This window comes from Bradyrhizobium sp. BR 10289, from assembly GCF_019455385.1.
Classification (GTDB): domain Bacteria; phylum Pseudomonadota; class Alphaproteobacteria; order Rhizobiales; family Xanthobacteraceae; genus Bradyrhizobium.
This window is the reverse complement of record NZ_JACOFR010000001.1, coordinates 580,003-604,050: the sequence shown is the minus strand read 5'-3', so window position 1 is coordinate 604,050 and position 24,048 is coordinate 580,003. Positions and strand designations below refer to the sequence as shown.

Genomic DNA, 24,048 nt, shown 5'->3' with positions numbered 1-24,048 from the left:
ATGAGACAGGGATGAATCGTCATCGCGCTTTAGGTTGTTTGAGCATGATCTTTTCGGAAAACCGCTTCGCACTTTTCCGGATCATGCTTTAGCGCGTCGCCAGCCCCACCGCGGCGAGCGTGAAGACCAGCCCGGCGATCTGCCCTGCTCCCAGCGGCTCGTGCAGCGCGAGCGCGGAGGCGACGACGCCGATCACAGGCACCGCCATGGTGCCGATCGCGGCGACCGAGGCCGGCAGGCGCGCGAGCGCGGCGAACCAGCTGACATAGGCGATGCAGAACTGCACCACGGTCGAATAGACCAGCAGCCACCAGCCGACCGGCGTCACCCTGTCCAGATGGGTGGTCTCGACCAGGACGCCGATGATCGAGATCGGCAGGCAGCCGATCCCGATCTGCCAGGCCGCGGCCGTGATCGGTGGCAGATGGATCGGGTATTTCTTCAGGAACACGGTGCCGAGTGCGAAGCCGGCCGCGCCGACCAGCACCATGACGATGCCCGGCAGTTTCTCGGCGCTGGCGGCAAAGCCGTTGCCGCCCATGATCGAGGCGAGCCCGACAAAGGCCATCACCATTCCGAGCGTGCGCAGCACCGTCGGTCGCTCGCCCAGCACCGGCCAAGCGATGATCGAGGCCCAGACCGGCATGGTGTAGGCGATCAGTGCCGCCTCGCTCGCCGGCAGCCAGAGCAGCGCCAGCCCCATCAGCACCATCCAGCCGGTGACGTTGAGCATGGCGGCGGTCAGGAGGCGCGGCCAGATCTTGGCCGCCACCTTCAGGCTGTCGCCGCGGACCAGGGCCAGCGCCGCCAGCAGCGCAGCCCCGAGCACGCCGGTGACGCCGCGCAGGGTGAGCGGCGGCAGTTCGCCGATGAGGAATTTGGTCACCGGCCAATTGAAGCCCCAGCCGATCGAGGTGATCGCGAGGAACATCAGGCCGGCCGGGGCGATGCGCGGCCGCGCATCCCGGCGAGTCGAATCAAGCATGTGGGCAGTCCGGCAAAAGGAGGCTTAGCTTGGCGCGGATTCGCACCCCCGACCACCACCTCGGCGGGCATGCCTGCCCTCAGCTTCCGTACCGCTACGTGAGTCCCGCCGGCGCAAGCCCGTTGCCTCAAAATATAGCTGCCCTGTGAAGAGCGGGTGGAAGGGTCCGGAACATCACGGGATGGAAATTTTTTCGGTTGGGAATCCCTGAGGACTCACTGATACTTGGGCCAACAACAGGCGCGGGCTTGCCCCCTGTTATCCCCCGCAATCCACCATATTTAGTATTTGATTCAGGAACTCGCACTAGTTCTTGACGGGCGCTTTGGAGAGTCCTAGCTTTCGATCCGTTCGGCGCGAGTGAGTTTGCGTCCCGCCGGCACTCCCCCAAAGGGTCCGCAAAACTGCACTCCGCCTGGCCAGACGAAGGCAGCGGGATGAGGGCTTGTCTGCCCTGAGAACGCGGATTTTTCGGGCGCCAGAACGGGCCGGCAACAGGCTCGGATGGCATCAGTGGACGTTGTGACTGTGGGGCGTTGAACGCATGTCGGCCTCATCCCCTTGGGGGCGGATGAAGCTGGGCATGCCGGCGGGTGATCGATGCACGCATCGAGCCATCGCGTCGCGAGAAACAGGGCCGGATCCACCGGTCTGAACTGCGGTGCCTAAGGGCCGATGAGGCCTGGGTGGAAACGCGAAATGAAATGTCGACCCGGCACGCCTGAACGGAGGCTGTCGGTCAAAGAATAGGACGGGGCAAGACCATGCGGATTGAGCGGCGCCACACGACTTCGGGACAGTCACCTTATGCGGGAATCGAATTCCGCCTGACCACGTCGGAGATTCGCAATCCCGACGGCTCGGTCGTGTTCAAAATGGACGGCGTCGAGGTCCCGGCCGAATGGTCGCAGGTCGCCTCCGACGTGCTCGCCCAGAAGTATTTCCGCAAAGCCGGCGTCGCCGCGCGCCTGAAGAAGGTCGAAGAGGAATCCGTCCCCTCCTTCCTGTGGCGCTCCGTACCCGACACCGAGGCGCTCGCCGCTCTCCCCGAGAAGGAGCGCTATGTCAGCGAGCTCAGCGCCAAGCAGGTGTTCGACCGCCTCGCCGGCTGCTGGACCTATTGGGGCTGGAAGGGCAAGTACTTCTCGTCCGACGAGGACGCGCAGACCTTCTACGACGAGCTCCGCTACATGCTCGCGATGCAGATGGTCGCGCCGAACTCGCCGCAATGGTTCAACACCGGTCTTCATTGGGCCTATGGCATCGACGGCCCCGGCCAGGGCCATTATTACGTCGACCCCTTCACCGGCAAGCTGACCAAGTCCAAGTCGGCCTACGAGCATCCGCAGCCGCACGCCTGCTTCATCCAGGGCGTCGGTGACGACCTCGTCAACGAAGGCGGCATCATGGATCTCTGGGTCCGTGAAGCCCGCCTGTTCAAATACGGCTCGGGCACCGGCTCCAACTTCTCCCGCCTGCGCGGCGAAGGCGAGAAGCTGTCGGGCGGCGGCCGCTCCAGCGGCCTGATGAGCTTCCTCAAGATCGGCGACCGCGCCGCCGGGGCGATCAAGTCGGGCGGCACCACGCGCCGCGCGGCCAAGATGGTCGTCGTCGACGTCGATCACCCCGACATTGAGACCTATATCGACTGGAAGGTGAAGGAGGAGCAGAAGGTTGCCGCCCTCGTCACCGGATCCAAGATCAACCAGAAGCACCTCAAGGCGGTGCTGAAGGCCTGCGTCAACTGCGAAGGCTCGGGCGACGATTGCTTCGACCCCGAGAAGAACCCGGCGCTCCGCCGCGAGATCAAGCTCGCGCGCCGCAGCCTCGTGCCTGACAATTACATCAAGCGCGTCATCCAGTTCGCGAAGCAGGGCTACAAGGACATCCAGTTCGACACCTACGACACCGACTGGGACAGCGAAGCCTACCTCACCGTTTCGGGGCAGAACTCCAACAACTCGGTCTCGCTGAAGGACGATTTTCTGCGCGCGGTCGAGACCGACGGCGACTGGAACCTGAACGCCCGCACCTCCAAGAAGGTGACGAAGACGCTGAAGGCGCGCGACCTCTGGGAAAAGATCGGCTACGCCGCCTGGGCGTCGGCCGACCCGGGCCTGCACTTCAACACCACCATGAACGACTGGCACACCTGCAAGGCGTCCGGCGACATCCGCGCGTCGAACCCGTGCTCGGAATACATGTTCCTGGACGACACCGCGTGTAACCTCGCGTCGGCGAACCTGCTGACCTTCTACAACACGGAAACAAAACAGTTCGACGTGAAGGGCTACGAGCACCTCTGCCGGCTCTGGACCATCGTGCTGGAAATCTCGGTCATGATGGCGCAGTTCCCCTCGCGCGCGATCGCCGAGCTCTCCTACGAGTTCCGCACGCTCGGCCTCGGCTACGCCAATATCGGCGGCCTCTTGATGACCATGGGCCTGTCCTACGACTCCAAGGAAGGCCGTGCGCTCTGCGGCGCGCTGACCGCGGTCATGACCGGCATCACCTACAAGACCTCGGCGGAGATGGCGGCCGAGCTCGGCACCTTCCCCGGCTACAAGAAGAACGCCGCGCACATGCTGCGCGTCATCCGCAACCACCGCCGCGCCGCGCACGGTGAGTCCTCCGGCTACGAGGCGCTCAGCGTCAACCCGGTGCCGCTCGACCACGCCTCGTGCCCGCAACAAGACATCGTCGCCCATGCCAAGGCGGCCTGGGATGCGGCGCTCGAACTCGGCGAGCAGCACGGCTATCGCAACGCTCAGACCACGGTGATCGCGCCGACCGGCACGATCGGCCTCGTCATGGATTGCGACACCACCGGCATCGAGCCCGACTTCGCGCTGGTGAAGTTCAAGAAGCTCGCCGGCGGCGGCTACTTCAAGATCATCAACCGCGCGGTGCCCGCAGCGCTCCGCGCGCTCGGCTATCGCGAGAGCGAGATCGCGGAGATCGAGGCCTACGCCGTCGGCCACGGCTCCCTCTCCAACGCCCCCGGCATCAACGCCTCGACCTTGAAGTCGAAGGGCTTCACCGACGAAGCGATTGCAAAAGTCGAAAAGGCGCTGCCGACCGCCTTCGACATCAAGTTCGCCTTCAACAAGTGGACCTTTGGCGAGGATTTCATCCGCGACCAGCTCGGCATCGGCGCCGAAGCCATTGCGGCTCCGGGCTTCGACCTGCTCCAGGCCGTCGGCTTCACCAAGCGCGAGATCGAGGCGGCCAACGTCCACATCTGCGGCGCGATGACCGTCGAAGGTGCCCCGCACCTGAAGGCCGAGCACTATGCCGTGTTCGACTGCGCCAACCCCTGCGGCAAGATCGGCAAGCGTTATCTGTCGGTCGAGAGCCACATCCGCATGATGGCGGCGGCGCAGCCCTTCATCTCGGGTGCGATCTCCAAGACCATCAACATGCCGAACGACGCCACGGTGGAGGACTGCAAGTCCGCCTACATGCTGTCGTGGAAGCTTGCCTTGAAGGCCAACGCGCTCTATCGCGACGGCTCCAAGCTGTCTCAGCCGCTCAACTCGCAGCTCATCAGCGACGATGAGGACGAGGACGATGCGGTCGAGCTGCTGCACGACAAGCCGATGGCGGCGCGCACCACGCAAGTGGCCGAAAAGGTCGTCGAGAAGCTGGTCGAGCGCATCGTGGTGATGCGCGAGCGCGAGAAGATGCCGGATCGCCGCAAGGGCTACACCCAGAAGGCGGTCGTCGGCGGACATAAAGTCTATCTCCGCACCGGCGAATATGACGACGGCCGTCTCGGCGAGATCTTCATCGACATGCACAAGGAAGGCGCCGCGCTCCGCTCCTTCATCAACAATTTTGCGATCGCGGTTTCCCTCGGTCTGCAATACGGCGTGCCGCTCGATGAATATGTCGACGCCTTCACCTTTACCCGCTTCGAGCCGGCGGGCCCCGTGCAGGGCAACGACAGCATCAAGTATGCGACCTCGATCCTCGACTACGTCTTCCGCGAGCTCGCGGTGAGCTACATGTCGCGCTTCGATCTCGCCCATGTCGATCCCAACGAGACCGGCTTCGACGCGCTCGGCAAGGGCGTCGAGGAAGGCAAGGAGCCGGACGAGGACGGCGCCCACCACGCCACCAAACTGGTCTCGCGCGGCCTCACCCGCTCGCGGACCGACAACCTGGTGGTGATGCGCGGCGGCTCTGCCGCAGTGGTCTCGGGCAATGACAGCGCGCCGTCAGGCGGCAGCAAGGTCACGGCGCTGGCCGCGCACGGCGCCAGCGCCCGCGTCGGCGACGTCCTGGAAGGCGCCGTCGCCTTGAAGCAGGAAGTCGCCCACGACCTCTCCCCCACGGAGAAGCTGGAGCAGCTGCAGTGGAGCAAGGCCGGCAGCGCCGCGGTCGCAGCCCCCAGCAAGGCCGAGCGCCGCGCCGAAGCCAAGGCCAAGGGCTACGAGGGCGAGATGTGCAGCGAGTGCGGCAACTTCACGCTGGTGCGGAATGGGACCTGTATGAAGTGCGATACTTGCGGCAGCACGACGGGGTGTTCGTGATCCTCGCAAAATACGATCACGGCACAAACGACTGACGATATTGATGGGCGGAGGGTAGTATCCCCCCGCCCACAATACTTTGGTGTTAGCTCAATGCCCCCAAAACAGATGCAGCCGGAAGAGCTTTATAGGCGCGTTGGACGCCTGATCGAGTCGGCTCCCGCGTTTGGCGGGATAGGTCTCCTATCGGCAGATCAGATGACATGGCTTGGCCGAGCTGAGGCTCTGGTTGCCACTAGTGGTGATGTGGCCGCGCTAGCCGAGTTCACCTTAGCGAAGCCGAAGCTCGCTCAACCAACAACACGAGCAATGGCGCAACAGAGCTTGATGCTGACGCTCTATAAAGTTCTCGCGGCAGCCGAACTAGCGTCACCCCCGGGAGCTCAGGGCGCTTTCATTCCTGTTGGAAGCAGCTTCGACGCATATGCCGCAATTGCCAAGGTTATGTCAGCAGCCAAGCATGACGTTTTGGTTGTTGACCCCTATATGGATGACACTGTCCTCATTGATTTTGGAGGAGTGCTGAATGAGGGGGTGACACTTCGACTATTGACGGATCAAGCAACAGCAAGACCAAACCTTGCTCCAGCAGCCAGCAGATGGAAGGCTCAGTTCGACCGTCGCCCCTTGGAAGTTCGATTGGCTTCGCAAAAGGCTCTTCACGATAGAGCCATTTTTATCGATAGATCTGAGGCTTGGACAGTTACCCAATCCCTCAAGGACTTTGCAAAACGATCCCCGGCAGAAATCGTTCGTGCGGACGATATCGCTTCACTTAAGATCGCGTCTTATGAGAGCATTTGGTTGAATTCTACGATTGTTGTTTGAGGCACCGAATGTCCAACGAGATCAGACCCGGCAGCGTAGTCCAATTGAAGTCCGGGGGACCACTAATGACCGTGGCGTGGGTCAATCACGAAGACGGCGTAAGTATGGCCTTTTGTGAATGGTTTATCCAAGATAAGGCTCCGTGGAAACAGGAAGGAACAACGTTCCCAGTAACTTCCTTAAAGCTCATAGAGCCGTAGTATCGTCTGACCGAGGCAATACGGATCAATGCGCGCAGATGGTGGTCCTCACGCCTTGGGCTGACGACGGAACGGCTTATCAAATCTAAAGTGGCTCACCCATTCGGCCAGACCGATACCGAGAGCGATCACCGAAACCATAGGGAGCGTCAAATTTCTTGCGCACCTCATCGCGCTCTTTCCGACTCATATCCGGCCTAGCCCAAATACAAGACAGAGAACGCTGTTCTTTCGACCACCCCGATGCCTGCGACATCGTATATTCCCAAGTTTCGATCCGATCGGCTGGAAACGGCTCCTCGTCCGCGCGCTCCCATCCGTTAGGGGTCAAGTGTAAGTATCCGCTGTCGCTGTCATATGCCATCGGCGCCGTTAATCCTCTCCGCCAGCCTCAAACAAGGCCTTGACGACATCGACAGCCCGCCGACAGCGGCTTTCAGAGGATTGGTTATTCGTAGGTGCATGGAGCGCTAGATCGTCTCCGTCGTTGGGGGTGTCACCAAGAAGGTTATCTGAATCGCTCCAGTCGATGTGGGCGACGCTATTGGTATCAATAGTGAAGAACTTGATGTCGATGCCTTTGGCCTGAACATAAGATCGGAAGATCATCAACGCTGGTACAACTTCGTTGAGCCAGTCTTCCTCGTCTTCAGGCTTACTGTAACGGAGCACACTGCCGCCGAGACGCTTCCAGCCGAAACGTTCGAACATGCTACGGATGTAGTTGCGATCGTTTGTACCAGCATTAGTCAGATCGTACGAAACAGTAACAGGCATTCTTGATCTCCATACAATGAGTTTCCGCGAAGGAAAGAGGTCCCGAAATTGGGAGGCTTCGCTGCCTTCTTAGCTGGGGATTCGAGGTAGCCCGATCAAGTGTCCCGACCGTTCCCTTGCGAAAAGCAAGCTGCGGGGCACGCGCTGGCCTACCCAGCCTCTGCACCGGAGCCCGTAGGATGGGTTGAGCCTGCGAAACCCATCAATCTAAATTCCGAGCCATGACGAGTACGCCCCGATCACGCACGCCGTTACCGCAATCAACTTCATCTCCGTTACCCCGTCGCCAAAACTCCTTTAAATTACGGTGACAGTGCACTTAATTTCCGCGCTCCGTTCTACGGGTTCGGCTCGTACGCAACGCCTAATGTTAACGAAGCGCTTTTCCAAGCTTGACCTGCATGTGCACGTTTAAGACGCATTGCAGTCAGACGCCACCTGATGCATAATTTTGCTTGTAATTAAGAATTTTTGTCATTGATAAGTCCTCGCGCAAATGCGCCATGCGGGGTGAGACATGACAGAGGCTCCAGCCCGTAGGATGGGTTGAGCTCTTGCGAAACCCATCGGCGAGATGTGCGAGGAGAGATGATGGATTTTCGCAAGAGCGCAACCCATCCTGCGCACCCTCAACACATCACCAAGTCTGTGTGTCCGAATCCCTTGGAATAGTCGAGCAGCGAGATCACGGTCGGGGTCAGGGCGATCAGGCGAAGCTCGGATGGGTTCGGCATCGGCAGGCCGGCGGCCTTCTGCTCGGGATAGCGCGACATCACGAGGCCGATCGCCTTCTCGATTTCGACGGGATCGGTCAGGGCGCGTGCCCGCGCCGCCATGGAGAGGCCGGTGATCTCCATCACCTCCGCCGGGTCATCGTCGATCGCGAGCGAGACCCGGTCGTCGCGAGCCAGGTTTTGCGCTTTCTGGCTGTCGATGCCGCACAGGAAATAGATGGTGAAACCTTCGTTGGCATAGCCGACGGTCGTCACCTGCGGCCAGCCGTCCGCCCGCAAGGTCGCAATCCGCATCGTGCGGTGCCGGTCCAGCAACGTCTGGATCTTTTGTCTGATCGCATCGTCCATCGCGCGCGTCTCCATGTCGGTCCGATGAGGATATCCGCTCGCGCGCGCGATGGGGTTGAGGCGCCTCAATCGCGAGGCCCAACCGTCAACTAGTCGCGCCGCAGGCTGAGAATGTAGCTCGCCAGCGCGTCGGCCTGATCGGGCGCGATGACCAGATTCGGCATGTTCTGATGGCTGGTCTTCAAGAAGACCTTCAACGATAGCGCGGTGGTGCCGTTGCGGTTTGCGATGGCTTCGAAGCTCGGAGCCTGATCGAACAGTCCGGCGATGCCGGGCTCGATCGCGTGACAGGTCTGGCACCAGGCTTGCGCGAGACGATGCCCCTCCGTTGCCGTGCGTGCGGCTGCCCTGGAGGCCCCGCTGGCGCTGCGGACGACCATGACAAGAAACAGCACCGACAACCCGATCAGGATGGCGAGGCCGACATAACTGCGAATGCTCCGCGACATGGCCATATCCCGTCACTGCTGGACAGCTTCACAAGCGTAGACCGGCGCAAGCGGGCGGAATTGATCCCTGTCAAAGGATGAGGGAGATGATGCGCTCAGCTCTCAGGGACGAACTTGGACCTCACGAGCGCTTTCGCATTTTTCCTCACCTCCTGCCCCCGAAATTGCCTTTGCGGTCTGGCCCTTGCCTTCCTAAACTCCTAACTGTACCGGCATGGGTTCCGACGTGCCCGGTCGAAGCGGAGTGCCTTATGCCCAAACCGGAAAGCTTCCCGATCGAGACGATCTTCGTTCCGACGAAGCAGAAGAAAGCCCTCAAGCCCGAGACCGTGGCGGAGATCGCGGACAGCATTCTGGAGATCGGTCAACAGGAGCCCATTTCGATCAAGCGCGACGGCGACCGGCTCGTCCTGGTCGAGGGACTGCATCGGCTGGAGGCCTGCAAGGCGCTCGGCGAGACGAGCATTCTCGGCGTCCTGGTCTCCGCGGAACTTGCTCAGCACAAACCGCAGCTCACTGAGCGACCCGAAGTGGAGGCAGAGCGCCTCAAGATGGCGCGGTTGAAGCAGTTGCGCCTGGAGAAGGAAGCCGCGGAGGCAGCGATGGCTGGCTCGCGGAGCGCCGGCGCAACGGAGGCGTCGCGCACCCGTGCGGCGAAAGGCGGCCGCGACAATGCAAAGGGATCACCGGGGCGCACCGTGAAAGCGCCGCCGCAATCATTGTCGGCCTGGATCAATCAGCAAAAGGGCAGCGGCGGCCGCTATTGAGGGCGACGCCGTCATTCCGGGGCACGCCCGCTTGGGCGCGAGCCCGGAGTCCATCGGGTGGGCATCACGCGGGGCGCAATGGATTCCGGGCTCGCGCTTCGCGCGCCCCGGAATGACGGGGAGTTCCGCTACGCTCCACCTTTTGGTTGCCACCGTGATGGCCGCAATCCAGGGATCGCGGCCATCTCTCGATCATTGAGCCATCTCAGGCCGCTTTCGCCTGCTCCGGCGAAGCCGTCTCCATCGCGCGCAAATAGAGGTCCAGCAAGCCTTCGCGCTCGTCGCGCTCGTTCTTGTCTTCCTTGCGCAGCTTGATGATCTCCTTGAGGATCTTCACGTCGAAGCCTTCGCCCTTGGCTTCCGCAAACACTTCCTTCTTCTGCTCGCTCAACTCCTGCATTTCGCTGTCGAGGTTCTCGATCCGCTCGACAAAGGAACGGATCTTGCCGCCGGGAATGGTGATGTCGGACATGGTGCCTCTTTGCTGACTGAGGTCGCGAAAATGACCGCAAAGACATGACCAATCTGTTAACCCAAGAGGCCCGCGCATCACCCTGCCCGGCATGCAATCGCGCTTACGCCGCGTTGCTGCGCTGCGTGTGACGCCCTTCCTTCACCTCCTCGATGATCTTGGCGCTGAACGCCTTGAGGTCGCCGGGGTTGCGCGAGGTGATGATGCCCTGGTCGACGACGACCTCCGCATCCTCCCACTTCGCGCCGGCATTGGCGACGTCGGTCTTGATCGATTTGTAGGAGGTCATCCGGCGGCCCTTGGCGATCCCGGTCTCGATCAGCAGCCAGGGTGCATGGCAGACCGCGGCGACGACCTTCTTGGCATCGAAGATGCTCTTGATGAATTGCAGCGCTTTCGGCTCGACCCGCAGCAGGTCAGGGTTGATCTGGCCGCCGGGCAGCACCAGCGCGTCATAGTCGGCAGGCGATACCTGGTCGAGGGTCTTGTCGACCTTGACCGGGCGGCCCCAATCCTTCAGGTCCCAGCCCTTGATCTCGCCCGCCTGCAGCGAAACGATCTCCACGGTCGCACCGGCCGCCTTGAGCGTATCGCGGGGCACTTCGAGCTCGGATTGCTCGAAGCCATTGGTGGCGAGAATCGCGATCTTTTTCCCGGACAGTTCCATCCGTGTCTCCATTGGTGGTGAGGTAAGCCCAACCAATCGAGGCTGTCGCATTTCGTTCCTCGCGCTCAGCACTACTCCCGCGCCCGGCGAACCGCTTCGTCCAGCTTCTTCCGCTGTTTCTCCCACCTCGCTTGCTCGGTCGCTTCGCGTTCGTCCAGCGCGGCGCGCTCGGCTTCGATCTCCTCCGCCCGCGCCTGATGTTCGCCCCTCGCCTCCTCCAGCGCCGCCTCCGCGGCCGCGACCGCCTTCTCCCGCCGCGCGCGGGCCTTGGCGAGTTCCGCCTCTTCCTTGTGGCGGGCGATGTCGCGCCGCTCCTGTTCCCGCGCAAAGGCCGCGGCGGCGGCGCGCGCCTGTCGATCGTCGGTCTCGGACCTTGCTGCTCCCTTGGCGGCGCGCTTGGCCGCGCCTTTGGACGCAGCTTTCTTCGGCCTGGATCTGGCTCTGCGCTTCGGGGTGCGGCTGTCCTCAGTGAGATCCGTCGGCAGCTCGGCATGCGTGGTGAACGCGCCGTCCGATCCGACCGGCCGCTTGAGCACGACGCCAGGCGCGGCCATCGTCGCAGCGACGATATCGGGATCGTCAGTCTCCTTCGCGATGCCCTGATGAAACAGGTTGGACCTCGCGCCGAACGCCTCCAGCGCCGCCTTCATCGAGGGCGCGGCGACCGCCTGGTCGTAGAAGCCGAGCGAGGTCTGATAGGTCTTCAGCTTTCGTGACGGCTTTTTTGCCATGTCGTCCTCAAGGCTCACTTCCGATGCGCAGCGATCCCATCAACTTCGCCCGCGCTCCGCAAGGGCAGCGGCTTACTGCGGCGACCGGAGAGAGCCCTCAGGAACAAAGCTCGACTCATGCGATTATCCGCACATGCGCACCCTGCCAATCACCATCGCCGTCCTTGCCAGCCTCGCCCTCGGCGCCGCCGGCCTGCTGCTGCTGCCGGCCAAGGAAGCCGACGCCGGGCGCACCGTCACCACGGAGCAGGCCGCGGCGGATGCCGGCGCAAAAGTGCTGCCGACCGATCCCAAGCTGCGGATCGAGCCCAAATAGCCTGAAATGAAAGAGGATGACGCGCACTGGATGGCCGAGGCGCTGCGCGTGGCGCGCGCGAAGGGCACCGATCCTTCGCTGAGCCCGATCGGCTGCGTCATCGTGCGGGACGGGCGGCTGCTCGCCGCCGAGTTCAACCATGTCGCCGAGCATCGCGACGCCGTCGCCCATGCCGAGATCGAGGCGATCCGGGCCGCCGGCTTCAGGTTCGAGAACGGCGAGCTACGCGGCGCCACGCTCTACACCACGCTGCAGCCCTGCGGCATGTGCACGATGGCCTCGATCTGGTCGAAGGTCGCGCGCATCGTCTACGGCGCCGGCCGCGACGACGTCCACCGGATGTATTTCGAGGCGCGCCATATCGACACGCTCGACTTCGTCGCAAAGGCCTATCGCGACGATCTCACCATCTCGGGCGGCGTGCTGCGCGAGGAATGCGCCCGGCTGTACTACCGCCCCTGGGACAAGGTGCCCGAGAGCGAACAGGGCAACATCTGACCGTCCGTTGCAGGCCGCCGTGGCGCCGGGCAGCCCTGGCCTCACGAACCTATTCGACCTTCACACCCGTCTCTTCCACGATCTTCTTCCAGAACCCGGTCTCCTCGACCAGGATGCGGGAAAATTCGGCCGGGCCCTTGTTCACGACGTCGAAGCCGACCTCGGCAAGGCGCTGCTGCGCCGCCGGCTGCTGCAGGAAATCGCCGATCGCGTTGTTGATGATCGTGACCACGCTGTCCGGCGTCCCCTTCGGCGCCATCACGCCGACCCAGGTGTCACCCTGGATCTCGGGGAAACCCTGCTCGATCATCGTCGGAACATCGGGAAGCAGTTTCGAGCGGGCCTTCCCGGTGACCGCGAGCGCGTTGAGTTGCCGCCCTGATATCATCGGTCCGGCCGATGCCATCGTGCTCCACCCGATCGGCACATGGTTGCCGACCACGGCCTGAACCGCCGGGCCCGCGCCTGGAAACGGCACGCCGACGATATCGAGCTTCTGGCTCACCCTGAAGCGCTCGGCGAGAAGATGCGCCTGGGTGCCGACGCCGCCATGCGCGTAATTCTGATTGGAACGCGCTTTCAGGTAAGCCACCAGCTCCTTCGCATTCTTGACCGGGACGGAGGGATTGACGGAGACCACGTGCGTCGAGGACACCGACAGGTTGATGGCGACGAAATCCGCGATCGGATCATATGGAATGTTGGTGAAGACCGACGCGTTGACCGCATGCGTGCTCAGCGCGAAAAGGATCGTGTAGCCGTCAGGCTCCGACCGCGCCGCCTGGACCGTTCCGCGGTTGCCGGTCGCACCCGCGATGTTCTCCACGACGAAGCGCTGTCCAAGCTTCTCCGAAAGATACTGGCAGGCCAGGCGCGCATAGACATCGGCGGTGCCGCCGGGCGCAAACGTGACGATGGCACGAACCGGACGATCGGGATAGGCCTGCGCCGATGCGATCCGGGGCGCGGCCAGCAGCGCGGCGGAGCCACCGACGAGCCCAATGAATCGCCGGCGACCCATCATGGTCTTCTGCTGTCCAAACGACGAATTCTTGCTCATCCTGCGCTCCATTCCGAACGCGTGCGACACGCGTTGACATCCGTTCAACGTGGCAATCGCGTTCCGATGCCCTTGGCGCGTGCCGCTTCATAAATGAAGGCCGCGGCGGCGAGATCCGCGAGGCCCGCGCCCGAAAAGATCAAGGCATTGCGCTCGTCGCGATGGGCGCGCCCGACGATGCGACCGGACACGAGATCGGCGATATCGCCCGCGAACGGTCCGTCGTAATTCAGCACTCCGTTGGGACCGGCGGTGCTCTGCTCGCGGTCATCGGTCATTGTGCGATCGAAGGCGGCAAGACTGTCGCGCCGCCAGCCGAAGCCGAGATCCACCGAGGAGACGAAGGTGCCCGGCCCGACCCAGCTGGCATCGAGCTGCCTGTTGTCTGCCGCACCATGCGGAATGGAGCTGATGACGATGTCACAGCCTTCGATCGCCGCGCGCGGATCGGACACGGCGCGCGCTTGCAGGCCTTTCTCGCGGGCCGTGGCGGCGAAGGCCTCAGCCGTTTCGAGGCGGCGGCTGAACGCAACGACATGGGTCAAGGGAAACGCCGCGGCGAACACGTCCAGATGGCTTCGCGCCTGGGCGCCGCACGCCAGAAAACCGATCGTGCCGGCGTCAGCGCGCGCCATGAAGCGGGCCGCGACGAGCGAGATCAGCGCGGTGCGGATCGCCGAAATCCAAACGCCATCCATGATGGCCACCGGCCGTCCGGTCTCGATCTCGTTGAGAACGATCAGCGGCATGAAGTCCGGCACCCCATTGCTGTTGCCGGGGAAATAGCCGAACCACTTGAAAGCCGCATAGCCCGGCCGATCCATTACCGCGCCCTTGCCGCGGAAGATGTTGGCCCCGCCTGCGCTGATCGTGACCTTGGGATGCGACCAGACCCCGCCTTCGGCGCGGCGAAGGAAGGCATGCCGGAGCGCGGCCTCCAGTTCGCCGACCTGCGCATCGCATGCGACGACATCCGCCTGCGACAGATAGAGCAGTTCGTCATCCGCAAGATTCAGCGTCATGGCGTCGCCTTTGCAGCGAACAAAAACCCCATCAACCCGCAACCGAGACGATGATGGGTTTCGCAGTTCTGTAGGGTGGGCAAAGGCGCGCTTGCGCCGTGCCCACGATCTCTCTCCATCACGGAAGATGCGTGGGCACGCTGCGCTTTGCCCACCCTACGCATTGTTGCCGCTACCACCAATACGGCCAGCGCCATCCCTCATAGCGCACAAAGGACGGCACCAGCGGCGGGCCATAGGGATCGACCTTGTCGTCCTCGGGGCGATAGCGATAGCGCGGCACCACGTTGTAATCCCACGGCGTCGGCCGCAGCACGGGCGCGGTGACGACGAGCCGCTCCTGCGGCGCGCGAACGACGACCTTGCGCGTCCGGGCCTCGGTGGCGGACGTTGCAAGGCTCGACAGCAGCAGGGCCGTTCCGAGCGCGCAGGCGATGGTCTTGATGGTCATGCGTTGATCTCCTTCGACCAGACAGTGCTGGAGGACGCCGGCCGAGGCAAGTCAAAACGAAGCGAAGCCGGATCGGCTGCGGTCGCCATTGCCCATGCGCTGTTGCATCTTTTTCCCTGAACTTTTTTAGCGCTGCGCCGTTCTCTGTGCCAACGGAGGACGGCGACAATGATCTTTGATTTAAGGGCTGTAGTGATCGCGGCGAGTTTCATCCTGGCATCCATCGCGGTGGCTGCGGCCGAGGGCGCCAAGGACCAGCCGGCGCGGATCGCCTCCAGCGCGAGCGACCATGCCGGCGAGGTGCGGCCGATCCGCGTCATCCTGCCGGCGCCCTGGGAGCCCGCCCCGGCGCAAGCCGGCGCCCAGACCGTCGTGCAGAAATAGGCTCTAGCTTGCGCGGCGACGACGAGCCTTTCCGCCGCGCCCCTTGCACGCCCCTGTTCACAAGTGCACATACGCGGCAAATTCGCCCCGCTATGCGAAAGCCGAAGCAAGTCGCGGGAGAATCGGTCTGATGCAGTCGACCTGGCCGTTGGTGAAACGCTGGACGGCCGAGGAGCACGAGCGGCTGAAGGCGTTGGCGGCGTCAGGCCTGCGCGCCGACGAGATCGCAACCACCCTCGCGCGCAGCGAAAAGGCCATTCGAGCCCGCGCTTGGCAGCACGGAATCACGCTGAAACTGGTGGCGCCGAAATTGCAGCCGCGGAAGCGCGCGCGCAGCAAGGGCCGGTGATCCCGGTTTCCGGGACGCCGCTCATCCCTCGCCCTCGCCGTTCAGCAGCGCCAGCGCCCGCGGCACCTGATCGCGGCCCGCGACCAGCACGTATTCCTGCCGCATCAGGCTGGCGCCACTCGCAACCACCACTGATTTCTTCGGACAGAGACCGAAGCAGCCAGTCATGACCAGCTTTGCCGGCTTGCCGCCCTCCGGCCTGCTCGCCTTCAACTCCGACTTGAGCGCGCGCCTGACATCGGCGCCCTCGTCGCTGCGCTTGAGGCATTTGCGGCACACCAGCACGGGTGCCGCGCGGCGCGAACGCGCGATCATCGGATTTGCGGATTTGTCGGGCATGGCATTCCTGTATGGGCTCATCGCTCATATAGGAATGGAACCGCGAGTCCGCAGCCGGGCTGCCGCTGTGCGGAGCGCTACGCCGCTGGCCGCGCGCCCTGGACCGGGTTGATGTCCCGCAGGCTGGCATCGCTCTGATGCACGGCGAGAATGTTGATGCCGAGCACCATGCTCTGGTAGCCGTTGGCCTGCAGCCATTGCTCGAGCTGCCGGTTGTCGGTCTTGATCTTCTCGATCAGCAGGATCGGGCGATATTTTGCGATCGTCTCCCGCGCGCCCGCGAGCGCCTCCAGCTCCATGCCCTCGATGTCGATCTTGATGAAATCGAGGCGCGGCAGGTTGAGCTCGTCCAGTGTCATCTTGCGGACCAGGACGGTGTTGTCGGTGTAATCGATCGGCTGGCCGATGAATTCGTTGCCGGGGCGCTGGCGCAATTCCAGGCTGCCGAAGCTCGACGGCGTGAAATAGTTCGGGCTCGGGATCTGCATCGTGCCCGATTCAGACGACACGGCTGCATTCACCGCGAGCGCGTTGAAGCAGTTGTTGATGGCGATGTTGCCGGCCAGCGCGTAGTAGATCCGCTCCTGGGCCTCGATTGCGATCACCGAGCCCCAGCCCGTCATCGCCGAGGCCCATTCGATCGTGTGCACGCCGATATTGGCGCCGCAATCGACCGCGACTACGCCGTCGCCGAAGTGCTTGCGCCGCAGCGCCAGCAGCTCGAGCGCGATCTTGACCTCGTTCGGATCGAACGCGGCGGTCTCCAGGATCTGGAAGCCGACGCCATAGCCGCGGTCGGGACCGACCATGCGATAGTCGAAGCGATTGACGATCATCGTGCCATGGTTGGACGAGGTCAGCACGAAGGCCAGCTTTTGCCCCGCGATCGGCATGGTGGAATCTCCCCTTCAAAGAAGCAGATGCCACTATGCGAGGGCCGGCTTATGCGAGGCTTGTCGCGGCGCGAGGGGGATCGTGGTCGATCGGTCCCGACCTTGGCCACGATGACATCTTGCACCTGTTTTGCCCGACGGGTCAAGTAAAATTTCGAAAAATCCGCAATTGCATGCGCGTGCAACGACTTGGCTACTGTGCATGGGGTTGTTTTGGAATTTTGGTCGAGACGGCCTCCTCCGGCCTTGCGAATCTCACACCGCGTCGACATCCTCGGGCACGGGACCTGCCACGAGCCCGTCAAGACCAACCATCAGCAAATCGGCGATGTGCATCAGCTGATACAGCGCAATGTCGGCCTCGCCCCTCTCCGCCTGCGCCAGAAAGCCCGGCGTGACGCCGATGCGCTCGGCGAGCTGCGCCTCGGTGTAGCCACGCGCCTGCCGCGCGGCCTTGACGCGCGCGCCGATGCCGAGCCGGTGGCGCGCCTGCTCGTCCGCGGTCATCATCGCGGCCTGCTCGTCCTCGCTCGCATAGCCGTCCGCGAACGCGCCGCCGATCAGCCGCTCCTTGCGCCAGGCCAGCCGGCAATCCTTGCGCAACCCGCTGGAGAAGATCACCACGAACTGCTCCGGCACCCAGGCCGAGCTGTTGAGCTGCAGCCGCGCGCCGGTGCCGGAGACATCGCGAATCGTGCAGGGCACGCTGACGATGGCGCCGGTGCCGTTGTCGAATTCGACCAGTCCGGTCCGCAGCGTATGATGTCTGACGGCGGCGCGATGCTCGCTCATGACGACTCCAATCGTTCGCGGATGCGTCGAACGGCGCATCCGTCTTGTCAGGACATGGATACCGCGGAATTTTTCCCGAACTCCTAAGGTTCCGGCGCTTCAAACCCGACCGGGCGCCATGGTAAAGGAATTGCTCCCAAACCACCTTTTCCGGCGGACAGCGTGCAGCGCGCCCCCGACAGGCGACGAGGCCAACGATGACCGAACCGATGACATGCCCCAAATGCAGCTCCGAGCACGCCTATCAGGACCGCGATCTCTGGGTCTGCCCGGAATGCGCCCATGAATGGAGCGCCGCGGGGGATGTGGCTGCGCCCGCAGCACAGGAGGCCGGCGTGCGCGATGCCCACGGCAACGCGCTCAGCGACGGCGACAGCGTCATCGTGATGAAGGACCTCAAGGTCAAGGGCTCCTCCTCCATCGTCAAGGGCGGCACCAAGGTCCGCAACATCCGCCTGCAGGAGGCCACCGACGGCCACAACATCGCCTGCAAGATCGACGGCATCGGCGCGATGAATTTGAAGTCGGAGTTCGTGAAGAAGGCGTAGGCTTGCGGGCGCGAACTCATCGCTGCCGCTGTGCCAGATAGAACCCGCACAGCACCGTCGCGAGGCCGGCGGTCTGCAACATCGTCGGCGGCTCGCCGAGCAGCAGCCAGCCGGTGAGCAGCGTCAGCGCCGGCACGCAGGCCGGAAACATCGCCGCGCGGGCCACCCCGAGGCGCTGCACCGAGACCGCGTAGAGATAGAGCGCGGCGGGCCCCGCAAGCACGCCCTGCGCCAGCGCCTGGATCGCGTTTTCGCTCAAGCCGATCGCCATGATGCGGGCCAGCCCGCCGCTGGCGACATAGACCGGCAGGAGCAGCAGCGACAGCACGTTGATGACGAGCGCGGCCGATACGGCGGAGACGCGCCAGTGCCGCAGCAGCGCACCGAAGCCGGCGAACATCAATCCGGTCAGGACGAAGATCAGATCGCCCTGCACACCGTCGGCGCCGATATGGCCGATCGATTCGGCGCCGATCACGCCGAGCCCGCCGACGATCACGAGGGCGCCCATCACGCGCGAGGCGGAGATCCTCTCCTTCAGGAACACGGCCGCGAGCAGCAGGCCGCCGAGCGTGGCGCAGGACGGCTGGATCACGCTGCCATGGCCGAGCGGCACGTACAGGAAGCCGGTGTAGGCGATCAGCGACATCACGGGGCCGCCGAGCACCATCAGCACGAGGCCCCTGCCCCAGCCGATGCCGCAGAGATCGGAGACGCCCGCGCGCAACACCAGGGGCAGGAACGCGATGCCCGACCAGACATAACGATGCAGCAGCAGATCGACCGGCGTGAAGCCGATCTTCAGGCCATGCCGCGTGCCGGCAAAGCCGAGCGCCCAGAACAGCGCCGCCGACAGGCCGCAGACGACGCCAACAAGCGCCGGTGCCGCATCGCCTTTGTCAATGAGAGCGTCAGCGCCGCTCGTCCGCTGATCCATGGATCAAGCGATAATTCGCCAGCAGCCGCGGCTCAACCCATATGCGTGCAAGGCAGGCACGCGGCCGCCGATCCGGATGGGCTGTGCCGCTCAGAAAAACCCGGGGCTGAGATCGAGGCCGTAAGTGAGGCTCAGCACGAACACGAACAAGGCGGCCGCCGCAAACAGCGCAAGATGCCTGACGATGAACTCACGCGGCGAGGTGCTGGCAACAACGGCTTTTTGCGCAACGGGCATGACGGCTCCAGTATGATTCCATAATTGGCCGCTCAATATGCGGCGCGCGCATCAGGCGGCCAGATGTCGAAAACAACTATTAAGAAGATCACACTCGTCTTGAACCGCCGTACACAACACAGCGAGCGCGCGATTGTTTCTTCGTGCCTGCTTCTCGATCCGCGCACGATCGCGAAACAATGCGCCCAGCAAAGAAAAACCGCGCTCCCGGGAGGAAACGCGGCTTCAGCCTTCTTAAAACCCGAATCGCGCGCTAGGGACGATCCGTTCGAACCTTGCAACCGGAATCAGCGAGCCGATCCCGTGGTCGCCGTCGCGGTCTTCAGCTTGCGCGGCGTCAGGATCGCGGCCTGCAGCGCCGTCACGCTGGTCGCGGGCGCCGCCACCTGTTGCTCGATATGCGCGGCACCGAGCACGCGGACCTGCACGGGCGATGCCGGAATGCCGCCCGCCTCATAGGCCGGCAGCTCCGCGGCGAAGGTGGCTGTCGAGCCCGCGATGACGAGGGCGGCGGCTGCGATCGACAAAGTCTTCTTGTTCATTGGTGATGCTCCAAAGGGTGGTGTCGGAGCACATCTAAGCCTGATTTGCTGCATTGCGATATGCATTGCCGCATCGCAATATCGCGCCCTGCGCATGGGCGCAATCGTTAACCCTCACAACGATTTGCGCGGTCCCGTCCTATTTCAGCGCCGTCGCCAGCGCCTGCAGCTTTGCCACGAGATTGGTGCCGAGTGCGTAGATGACTTCGATGATGGCGAGCGCTATGCCCGCTGCGATCAGGCCGTATTCGATCGCGGTGGCGCCGGATTCATCGGCGGCAAAGTCGGCCAACAGGCATTTCAATTTCACGGTCCGTGTCCTTCCCATTTCCACCGGAAGTTGCCGGCGCGAGAGCAATGCCAGACCACAATCGAAGATTGAGTAAATTCCCCACCCGCAATTTGGCGACAATGAACGTCGCATTTGCCCAATCTGTTCAGCCCCTGAAATCGCAATGGAACTTACGTTGCATCCGCGCAACACCTGCGCGAAAAGCCCGTTCTCGCCGAATTGCGCCATTGCACTGCCACATCGTCCTCCGAACAATGGACGCACCGCGTAAGCTCGCTGTGCAAACTGGTTCGGTGAGAACCTTTTGGAGGCAGGGATCATGAATGATCGGCGGTCTCTTCTTGTGGCAGTCTCGTGCCCCTCGGCTGTGATGGCGGGCTGGCTGGCGATGTCTCTGGCTGCTTACGCTCCGGCCCTCATCGAAAACAGCGGTGCCAATGCGGCCGCCGTCTCGCGCGCCAAAGATGTCGGCCGCATCGAGCTCGCCGACGTTCCGCATGCCGCAACCATCGAGGATGGCATTGCACTGACCGCCGACGTCGCCGCGGCAGTCGCTGCGGCACCGGCGCCGATCGAACCGGAGCCCGAAGCCCCCGCCCCGGCGATCAAGCTCGCGTCTGCCGATCCGGCACTGATCCTGCCGGCCGAGGCGCCGCCGGCACCGCAGCTCGCGCCTGAAACGGAGCCCGCCGCCGCCGAAGCCGCACCCGCACCGGAGCCCGCGATAAAGCTCGCCTCTGCCGATCCCGGCGATGTCGTGCCATCGGAAGCGCTGTCGCCCGCGGCGATCGCGAGCGGGCCTGCGCCCGTCGCGAGCAAGGCATCCCCGCCCGCCGACACCGTCGCGGTGCTCGACGAATGCTTCGTCATGGACGCCTGCATCGACCGCTATCTCTGGGCGCTGTACCAGCGCACCCCGAAAGAAGACTCGATCAAGGTCGAGGACCGCCGCGCCGTCACCGTCAAGCGCAGGGGCAAGATGGTCACGGTGATGCGCAGCTTCACCAAGCTCGTCGACGAGGATTTTAGCTGGAAGGATCCGAAGGCGGCCGAGCACGCCGGCATGTCGATGATGGATTACGTCATCGGCGGCATGGACAAGAGCTTCAAGCAAAAGCTGTTTCGCACGCTGCTCGCCGCCGAGGCTGCCGGCCTTTCGCCGGGCATCACCAGCGCTTTCCGCGACGATTATCGCCAGTCGATCGCGAGCGGCCTGAAGGCTGCGTCGGACCGCTCCTATCACGGCGGCAGCACGCGCGGCGGCTATGGGCACGGCATGGCCGCCGACATCGTCTCGACCGCCGGCAGTAACCGCGCGCAGCGCTGGGTCTCGACTGAAATCCTCTGGAAGTGGGTCGACGCCAACGGCAAGGCGCTCGGCATCGGCCGGCCCTATCTCGGCCGCGATCCGCCGCATGTCGGCCCGATCGACGGCGCGGAATACATCTCCAAGCGCGGCGTTGCGACCAAGGAAGCCAGCGTCAAGCCAAAGAAGGCGCACGCCGTGGCCAGCGCCAAATCGACGGCCAGGCCGCCAAAGGCTCAAGCGGCGCGCGAGCAGAAGAGCCCGGCCAAGCCGCAGAAGTCGGCACAGTCGGTCGCCAAGCGGACGACCTGACGCCGTTATTGCGTCGGCAGCGGTACGAGGCGCATCTCGGCTGCCCCTGCGTCCTGCGTGCGCACCAGCACGGCAAAAATGGTCTCGACGGCGAGCCGCACCGCCGCCTCCATGGCCATGCCCTTGGCCAGATGCGCCGCGATCAGACCGGTGAGGAGATCACCAGTACCATAGGGACGGATCGGCAGACGCGGCGTCGCAAAGCGCGCCAGCCTGTCATCCGCGCAGAGGATCGTCTCCACCTGCCCCTCAGGCGTGTCCGTGAGCGTGCAGCCGGTCGCAACGACATCGATGCGGCCGGTCCCTGCGAGCGCGGTGCATGCCGCGCGCAGACCCTGCGCGTCTGCGATCGTGATGCCCGAGAGCAGCGCGAGCTCGAACTGATTCGGTGTGATCAGGTTGGCGGCCGGCAGGAGCCGGTGCCGCACCACGTCCAAAATGCCGTCGGCGACATAGACGCGGCCGTCATCGCCGATCACGGGGTCGCAGAGATAGACCAGCTTCGCGTTGCGATTCAGCGCGCGCTCGACGAAGTCGGCGACCACGGCGGCGTTGCCGGGCGAGCCGAGATAGCCGGTCACCAGCACCGCGGCCTCGTCGACCAGATCCCGTTCCTCGACACCCTTCAGCAGGTCGGCGACGAGCTCGCTCTCCAGCACGCGCCCGCGCACGGTCGGATAGCGCGGATGGTTCGACAGCAGCGTCGTCGGCACCGCCGCGACATTTACGCCCTCCGCCTGCATGGCATAGGCGGCCGCGCTGTTGCCGACATGGCCGTGGACCACCTGGCTTTGAATGGAGATGACGAGCATGAGGAGGTCCGTAAGGTCAAATGCTGCGTGTGGCAAGCGCAGCGCGGATCACGAAAAATCGTACGCGAGCCCCGGCCGCAGCGCCTGCATCTTTCGCGCCAGCCGCCGATGGCCGCTCTCCTCCGACTGCGCCAGCCGGCCTGCCACCGCAACATGATCGGCATCGCTCTTGTGCTGGTTGAGCTTGGCCTGCCCCTCGATCTGATCCACGACGAGATCGACGACACGGATCGCGGCCAGCATGCTCTCACGCTTACCCGGCTCCATCTGCGCGAGGTCCCAGGGCTGTTTCGGCAACCGCGCCTCGGCAACCGCAAGCAGCGCATCGCCATGGCCGCGATTCTCGTCGAGCTCCCGCAGATGCGCGACGCCAGACAGGTGCACCGCCTCGTAGAGCCAGGTCGAGACGTTGTCGCGCGATGAATACCAGTCGTTGGAAACATAGGCATCGTCGCCCGCGACGATCAGCAGGAAGCGCCGCGAGCCATCCGCGAGCGGCACGAGCGGATTCTTCGCCGTGAAATGGATCTGCACGATCGTCTGGCCGTCGCGCTGTTCCACCACGAACGGCACATGCGAGGCCCGCGGGCCGCGCTCATCCGCCGCGACGATCATGCCGAAGCCGCGCTGCCCAGCGAATTCCAGCGCGCGCTGCTCCTCGATGCGAAACTGGGGCCGAAGGACGTGCATGGCGCGAGCACTCGAGCTGAACAAGGAACCGCTGCGAAGCTAACCCATCGTCCGGCAAAACCGGAAACATTATTGGCCCGCAAAGACGGATGTCAGGAATGATCTCGGCGCCGTGCAAGCTCGCCGAGATAGGCACAGAACATGTCGGCCAGCCCATCAGCATGCCGTGCGATCTCCACCTCGCCGCGCGGCATTTCCGAGAACCGCTTGCCGACCTCGCTCAGCGTCGTCTTGATCAGCTCGCCGGCGAGCATGCGCGTCGCATCGGAGGCCTTCGGCAGGGCCTCGCGCATGAAGGCTACGACGATGCCCTCGCCTGCGGTCCGCGCGTCCTGCGCCTCAGGCGCGTCGCGATAGAGCGGAGCGGCATCGCTGAGCGCGCCTCGGATCGCGGCCTCCTCGCACTCCGAACGAATGAAGGCGTGGACCAGCGCGCGCAGCCGCACCAGAGGCGGCTTCGCCCGGTCCGCGAGAATGTCGCGCAGCAGCTCGCTGGTGCGCCGCCACTCATCGCTCTGGAGGCGGAACAGGATCGCGGCCTTGTTCGGAAAATATTGGTACAGCGACCCGACGCTCACCCCGGCCCGCTCCGCCACGCGGGCCGTGGTGAATCGCTGAGCGCCCTCCTTTGCCAGGACCTGAACAGCAGCGTCGAGGATGGCCGCGACGAGCTCGTTGGAGCGCGCCTGCTGCGGCTGTTTTCGCGAGGAAACTGAACGGCTTCGGCGGTCGGCCATGACATTCACGGGGTAATGCGAATAGTGAATGCGACGCA

Annotated in this window: 30 protein-coding genes; 10 read left to right on the top strand and 20 right to left on the bottom strand. The window is 63.8% G+C overall.

Annotated features, from left to right (window positions below; translation table 11 throughout):
* Positions 1–88 precede the first annotated feature (88 nt).
* Positions 89–985 carry a DMT family transporter gene (locus tag HYH08_RS03125; RefSeq protein WP_220008262.1) on the bottom strand — a complete coding sequence of 299 codons (897 nt, stop codon included), beginning with the start codon at positions 983–985 and terminating at the stop codon, positions 89–91.
* A gap of 764 nt (positions 986–1,749) precedes the next feature.
* Between HYH08_RS03125 and HYH08_RS03120 the strand changes: the two genes are divergently transcribed.
* The 3 genes from HYH08_RS03120 (at position 1,750) to HYH08_RS37855 (ending at position 6,548) form a co-directional block, all read left to right on the top strand.
* Positions 1,750–5,520 carry a vitamin B12-dependent ribonucleotide reductase gene (locus HYH08_RS03120; RefSeq protein ID WP_220008261.1) on the top strand — a complete coding sequence of 1,257 codons (3,771 nt, stop codon included), beginning with the start codon at positions 1,750–1,752 and terminating at the stop codon, positions 5,518–5,520.
* Positions 5,521–5,718: 198 nt separating this feature from the next.
* The gene (locus HYH08_RS03115; RefSeq protein WP_220008260.1) at positions 5,719–6,348 is read left to right on the top strand and encodes a phosphatidylserine/phosphatidylglycerophosphate/cardiolipin synthase family protein; all 630 of its coding nucleotides are present in this window, start codon (positions 5,719–5,721) and stop codon (positions 6,346–6,348) included.
* A gap of 8 nt (positions 6,349–6,356) precedes the next feature.
* Positions 6,357–6,548, top strand: coding sequence for a DUF2158 domain-containing protein (locus tag HYH08_RS37855; protein ID WP_220008259.1), 192 nt, complete (start codon positions 6,357–6,359; stop codon positions 6,546–6,548).
* A gap of 372 nt (positions 6,549–6,920) precedes the next feature.
* On the opposite strand, the gene HYH08_RS03105 is transcribed toward HYH08_RS37855, so the two are convergent.
* From HYH08_RS03105 to HYH08_RS03095, 3 genes are all read right to left on the bottom strand, one after another.
* Entirely contained in the window at positions 6,921–7,325 is a 405-nt protein-coding gene (locus HYH08_RS03105) for a hypothetical protein (RefSeq protein ID WP_220008258.1), read from the bottom strand.
* 629 nt (positions 7,326–7,954) lie between these two features.
* Positions 7,955–8,407: a pyridoxamine 5'-phosphate oxidase family protein gene (locus HYH08_RS03100; RefSeq protein WP_220008257.1), complete on the bottom strand. Its 453-nt coding sequence runs from the start codon at positions 8,405–8,407 to the stop codon at positions 7,955–7,957.
* An 89-nt stretch (positions 8,408–8,496) separates the two neighbouring features.
* Positions 8,497–8,856, bottom strand: coding sequence for a c-type cytochrome (locus HYH08_RS03095; RefSeq protein WP_220008256.1), 360 nt, complete (start codon positions 8,854–8,856; stop codon positions 8,497–8,499).
* A 251-nt stretch (positions 8,857–9,107) separates the two neighbouring features.
* Here HYH08_RS03095 and HYH08_RS03090 point away from each other — a divergent pair, with 251 nt between their 5' ends.
* Entirely contained in the window at positions 9,108–9,623 is a 516-nt protein-coding gene (locus tag HYH08_RS03090) for a ParB N-terminal domain-containing protein (protein WP_220008255.1), read from the top strand.
* Between the two features lie 205 nt (positions 9,624–9,828).
* On the opposite strand, the gene HYH08_RS03085 is transcribed toward HYH08_RS03090, so the two are convergent.
* The 3 genes from HYH08_RS03085 to HYH08_RS03075 all read right to left on the bottom strand — a co-directional run bounded on the left by HYH08_RS03085 (position 9,829) and on the right by HYH08_RS03075 (position 11,493).
* Positions 9,829–10,095: a DUF2312 domain-containing protein gene (locus tag HYH08_RS03085; RefSeq protein ID WP_220008254.1), complete on the bottom strand. Its 267-nt coding sequence runs from the start codon at positions 10,093–10,095 to the stop codon at positions 9,829–9,831.
* 103 nt (positions 10,096–10,198) lie between these two features.
* On the bottom strand, positions 10,199–10,762 hold the full coding sequence (locus HYH08_RS03080; protein WP_220008253.1) for a type 1 glutamine amidotransferase domain-containing protein: 564 nt from the start codon (positions 10,760–10,762) through the stop codon (positions 10,199–10,201).
* A 71-nt stretch (positions 10,763–10,833) separates the two neighbouring features.
* Positions 10,834–11,493 (bottom strand): cell envelope biogenesis protein TolA, encoded by a 660-nt coding sequence (locus HYH08_RS03075; protein WP_220008252.1) that lies wholly within the window; start codon positions 11,491–11,493, stop codon positions 10,834–10,836.
* A 133-nt stretch (positions 11,494–11,626) separates the two neighbouring features.
* On the opposite strand from HYH08_RS03075, the gene HYH08_RS03070 reads away from it, so the two are divergent.
* Positions 11,627–11,809, top strand: a complete 183-nt coding sequence (locus HYH08_RS03070) for a hypothetical protein (RefSeq protein WP_220008251.1) — start codon at positions 11,627–11,629, stop codon at positions 11,807–11,809.
* Between the two features lie 6 nt (positions 11,810–11,815).
* Positions 11,816–12,307, top strand: a complete 492-nt coding sequence (locus HYH08_RS03065; RefSeq protein ID WP_228747469.1) for a nucleoside deaminase — start codon at positions 11,816–11,818, stop codon at positions 12,305–12,307.
* A gap of 49 nt (positions 12,308–12,356) precedes the next feature.
* Here HYH08_RS03065 and HYH08_RS03060 read toward each other — a convergent pair whose 3' ends face one another.
* The 3 genes from HYH08_RS03060 to HYH08_RS03050 all read right to left on the bottom strand — a co-directional run bounded on the left by HYH08_RS03060 (position 12,357) and on the right by HYH08_RS03050 (position 14,840).
* Positions 12,357–13,367: a Bug family tripartite tricarboxylate transporter substrate binding protein gene (locus tag HYH08_RS03060; RefSeq protein ID WP_220008250.1), complete on the bottom strand. Its 1,011-nt coding sequence runs from the start codon at positions 13,365–13,367 to the stop codon at positions 12,357–12,359.
* Between the two features lie 44 nt (positions 13,368–13,411).
* Positions 13,412–14,389, bottom strand: a complete 978-nt coding sequence (locus HYH08_RS03055) for an ornithine cyclodeaminase family protein (RefSeq protein ID WP_220008249.1) — start codon at positions 14,387–14,389, stop codon at positions 13,412–13,414.
* A 172-nt stretch (positions 14,390–14,561) separates the two neighbouring features.
* Positions 14,562–14,840 (bottom strand): hypothetical protein, encoded by a 279-nt coding sequence (locus HYH08_RS03050; protein ID WP_220008248.1) that lies wholly within the window; start codon positions 14,838–14,840, stop codon positions 14,562–14,564.
* Between the two features lie 168 nt (positions 14,841–15,008).
* Between HYH08_RS03050 and HYH08_RS03045 the strand changes: the two genes are divergently transcribed.
* Positions 15,009–15,224, top strand: coding sequence for a hypothetical protein (locus tag HYH08_RS03045; RefSeq protein ID WP_220008247.1), 216 nt, complete (start codon positions 15,009–15,011; stop codon positions 15,222–15,224).
* A gap of 130 nt (positions 15,225–15,354) precedes the next feature.
* On the top strand, positions 15,355–15,573 hold the full coding sequence (locus tag HYH08_RS03040) for a hypothetical protein (protein WP_220008246.1): 219 nt from the start codon (positions 15,355–15,357) through the stop codon (positions 15,571–15,573).
* Between the two features lie 21 nt (positions 15,574–15,594).
* On the opposite strand, the gene HYH08_RS03035 is transcribed toward HYH08_RS03040, so the two are convergent.
* The 3 genes from HYH08_RS03035 to HYH08_RS03025 all read right to left on the bottom strand — a co-directional run bounded on the left by HYH08_RS03035 (position 15,595) and on the right by HYH08_RS03025 (position 17,597).
* Positions 15,595–15,912, bottom strand: a complete 318-nt coding sequence (locus HYH08_RS03035; RefSeq protein WP_220008245.1) for a non-ribosomal peptide synthetase family protein — start codon at positions 15,910–15,912, stop codon at positions 15,595–15,597.
* Between the two features lie 77 nt (positions 15,913–15,989).
* Positions 15,990–16,805, bottom strand: a complete 816-nt coding sequence (locus HYH08_RS03030) for an FkbM family methyltransferase (protein WP_220008244.1) — start codon at positions 16,803–16,805, stop codon at positions 15,990–15,992.
* Between the two features lie 255 nt (positions 16,806–17,060).
* Positions 17,061–17,597: a helix-turn-helix domain-containing protein gene (locus HYH08_RS03025; RefSeq protein WP_220008243.1), complete on the bottom strand. Its 537-nt coding sequence runs from the start codon at positions 17,595–17,597 to the stop codon at positions 17,061–17,063.
* Between the two features lie 197 nt (positions 17,598–17,794).
* Here HYH08_RS03025 and HYH08_RS03020 point away from each other — a divergent pair, with 197 nt between their 5' ends.
* Positions 17,795–18,145: a zinc ribbon domain-containing protein YjdM gene (locus HYH08_RS03020; RefSeq protein ID WP_220008242.1), complete on the top strand. Its 351-nt coding sequence runs from the start codon at positions 17,795–17,797 to the stop codon at positions 18,143–18,145.
* A 16-nt stretch (positions 18,146–18,161) separates the two neighbouring features.
* Here the strand turns inward: HYH08_RS03020 and HYH08_RS03015 are convergent, their stop codons facing one another.
* From HYH08_RS03015 to HYH08_RS03000, 4 genes are all read right to left on the bottom strand, one after another.
* Positions 18,162–19,082 carry a DMT family transporter gene (locus HYH08_RS03015; protein ID WP_220008241.1) on the bottom strand — a complete coding sequence of 307 codons (921 nt, stop codon included), beginning with the start codon at positions 19,080–19,082 and terminating at the stop codon, positions 18,162–18,164.
* Between the two features lie 90 nt (positions 19,083–19,172).
* Entirely contained in the window at positions 19,173–19,319 is a 147-nt protein-coding gene (locus HYH08_RS03010; RefSeq protein ID WP_220008240.1) for a hypothetical protein, read from the bottom strand.
* A gap of 287 nt (positions 19,320–19,606) precedes the next feature.
* A complete protein-coding gene (locus tag HYH08_RS03005; RefSeq protein WP_220008239.1) occupies positions 19,607–19,861 on the bottom strand; it encodes a hypothetical protein in 255 nt (84 codons plus the stop codon).
* Between the two features lie 139 nt (positions 19,862–20,000).
* Entirely contained in the window at positions 20,001–20,165 is a 165-nt protein-coding gene (locus HYH08_RS03000) for a Flp family type IVb pilin (RefSeq protein WP_220008351.1), read from the bottom strand.
* Positions 20,166–20,472: 307 nt separating this feature from the next.
* Between HYH08_RS03000 and HYH08_RS02995 the strand changes: the two genes are divergently transcribed.
* Complete coding sequence (locus HYH08_RS02995) at positions 20,473–21,771, top strand: hypothetical protein (protein ID WP_220008238.1); 1,299 nt, start codon at positions 20,473–20,475, stop codon at positions 21,769–21,771.
* 5 nt (positions 21,772–21,776) lie between these two features.
* Here the strand turns inward: HYH08_RS02995 and pdxY are convergent, their stop codons facing one another.
* The 3 genes from pdxY to HYH08_RS02980 all read right to left on the bottom strand — a co-directional run bounded on the left by pdxY (position 21,777) and on the right by HYH08_RS02980 (position 24,010).
* On the bottom strand, positions 21,777–22,583 hold the full coding sequence (pdxY, locus tag HYH08_RS02990; protein WP_220008237.1) for a pyridoxal kinase: 807 nt from the start codon (positions 22,581–22,583) through the stop codon (positions 21,777–21,779).
* Positions 22,584–22,631: 48 nt separating this feature from the next.
* Positions 22,632–23,273 carry an FMN-binding negative transcriptional regulator gene (locus HYH08_RS02985; RefSeq protein WP_220008236.1) on the bottom strand — a complete coding sequence of 214 codons (642 nt, stop codon included), beginning with the start codon at positions 23,271–23,273 and terminating at the stop codon, positions 22,632–22,634.
* 92 nt (positions 23,274–23,365) lie between these two features.
* A complete protein-coding gene (locus HYH08_RS02980; RefSeq protein WP_220008235.1) occupies positions 23,366–24,010 on the bottom strand; it encodes a TetR/AcrR family transcriptional regulator in 645 nt (214 codons plus the stop codon).
* Positions 24,011–24,048 lie beyond the last annotated feature (38 nt).

Excerpts from the sequence above, each read along its gene's own strand:
- HYH08_RS03125 (WP_220008262.1), bottom strand. The coding sequence starts at position 985 with ATGCTTGATTCGACTCGCCGGGATGCGCGGCCGCGCATCGCCCCGGCC.
- HYH08_RS03120 (WP_220008261.1), top strand. The coding sequence starts at position 1,750 with ATGCGGATTGAGCGGCGCCACACGACTTCGGGACAGTCACCTTATGCG.
- HYH08_RS03115 (WP_220008260.1), top strand. The coding sequence starts at position 5,719 with ATGACATGGCTTGGCCGAGCTGAGGCTCTGGTTGCCACTAGTGGTGAT.
- HYH08_RS37855 (WP_220008259.1), top strand. The coding sequence starts at position 6,357 with ATGTCCAACGAGATCAGACCCGGCAGCGTAGTCCAATTGAAGTCCGGG.
- HYH08_RS03105 (WP_220008258.1), bottom strand. The coding sequence starts at position 7,325 with ATGCCTGTTACTGTTTCGTACGATCTGACTAATGCTGGTACAAACGAT.
- HYH08_RS03100 (WP_220008257.1), bottom strand. The coding sequence starts at position 8,407 with ATGGACGATGCGATCAGACAAAAGATCCAGACGTTGCTGGACCGGCAC.
- HYH08_RS03095 (WP_220008256.1), bottom strand. The coding sequence starts at position 8,856 with ATGTCGCGGAGCATTCGCAGTTATGTCGGCCTCGCCATCCTGATCGGG.
- HYH08_RS03090 (WP_220008255.1), top strand. The coding sequence starts at position 9,108 with ATGCCCAAACCGGAAAGCTTCCCGATCGAGACGATCTTCGTTCCGACG.
- HYH08_RS03085 (WP_220008254.1), bottom strand. The coding sequence starts at position 10,095 with ATGTCCGACATCACCATTCCCGGCGGCAAGATCCGTTCCTTTGTCGAG.
- HYH08_RS03080 (WP_220008253.1), bottom strand. The coding sequence starts at position 10,762 with ATGGAACTGTCCGGGAAAAAGATCGCGATTCTCGCCACCAATGGCTTC.
- HYH08_RS03075 (WP_220008252.1), bottom strand. The coding sequence starts at position 11,493 with ATGGCAAAAAAGCCGTCACGAAAGCTGAAGACCTATCAGACCTCGCTC.
- HYH08_RS03070 (WP_220008251.1), top strand. The coding sequence starts at position 11,627 with ATGCGCACCCTGCCAATCACCATCGCCGTCCTTGCCAGCCTCGCCCTC.
- HYH08_RS03065 (WP_228747469.1), top strand. The coding sequence starts at position 11,816 with ATGAAAGAGGATGACGCGCACTGGATGGCCGAGGCGCTGCGCGTGGCG.
- HYH08_RS03060 (WP_220008250.1), bottom strand. The coding sequence starts at position 13,367 with ATGAGCAAGAATTCGTCGTTTGGACAGCAGAAGACCATGATGGGTCGC.
- HYH08_RS03055 (WP_220008249.1), bottom strand. The coding sequence starts at position 14,389 with ATGACGCTGAATCTTGCGGATGACGAACTGCTCTATCTGTCGCAGGCG.
- HYH08_RS03050 (WP_220008248.1), bottom strand. The coding sequence starts at position 14,840 with ATGACCATCAAGACCATCGCCTGCGCGCTCGGAACGGCCCTGCTGCTG.
- HYH08_RS03045 (WP_220008247.1), top strand. The coding sequence starts at position 15,009 with ATGATCTTTGATTTAAGGGCTGTAGTGATCGCGGCGAGTTTCATCCTG.
- HYH08_RS03040 (WP_220008246.1), top strand. The coding sequence starts at position 15,355 with ATGCAGTCGACCTGGCCGTTGGTGAAACGCTGGACGGCCGAGGAGCAC.
- HYH08_RS03035 (WP_220008245.1), bottom strand. The coding sequence starts at position 15,912 with ATGCCCGACAAATCCGCAAATCCGATGATCGCGCGTTCGCGCCGCGCG.
- HYH08_RS03030 (WP_220008244.1), bottom strand. The coding sequence starts at position 16,805 with ATGCCGATCGCGGGGCAAAAGCTGGCCTTCGTGCTGACCTCGTCCAAC.
- HYH08_RS03025 (WP_220008243.1), bottom strand. The coding sequence starts at position 17,597 with ATGAGCGAGCATCGCGCCGCCGTCAGACATCATACGCTGCGGACCGGA.
- HYH08_RS03020 (WP_220008242.1), top strand. The coding sequence starts at position 17,795 with ATGACCGAACCGATGACATGCCCCAAATGCAGCTCCGAGCACGCCTAT.
- HYH08_RS03015 (WP_220008241.1), bottom strand. The coding sequence starts at position 19,082 with ATGGATCAGCGGACGAGCGGCGCTGACGCTCTCATTGACAAAGGCGAT.
- HYH08_RS03010 (WP_220008240.1), bottom strand. The coding sequence starts at position 19,319 with ATGCCCGTTGCGCAAAAAGCCGTTGTTGCCAGCACCTCGCCGCGTGAG.
- HYH08_RS03005 (WP_220008239.1), bottom strand. The coding sequence starts at position 19,861 with ATGAACAAGAAGACTTTGTCGATCGCAGCCGCCGCCCTCGTCATCGCG.
- HYH08_RS02995 (WP_220008238.1), top strand. The coding sequence starts at position 20,473 with ATGAATGATCGGCGGTCTCTTCTTGTGGCAGTCTCGTGCCCCTCGGCT.
- pdxY (WP_220008237.1), bottom strand. The coding sequence starts at position 22,583 with ATGCTCGTCATCTCCATTCAAAGCCAGGTGGTCCACGGCCATGTCGGC.
- HYH08_RS02985 (WP_220008236.1), bottom strand. The coding sequence starts at position 23,273 with ATGCACGTCCTTCGGCCCCAGTTTCGCATCGAGGAGCAGCGCGCGCTG.
- HYH08_RS02980 (WP_220008235.1), bottom strand. The coding sequence starts at position 24,010 with ATGGCCGACCGCCGAAGCCGTTCAGTTTCCTCGCGAAAACAGCCGCAG.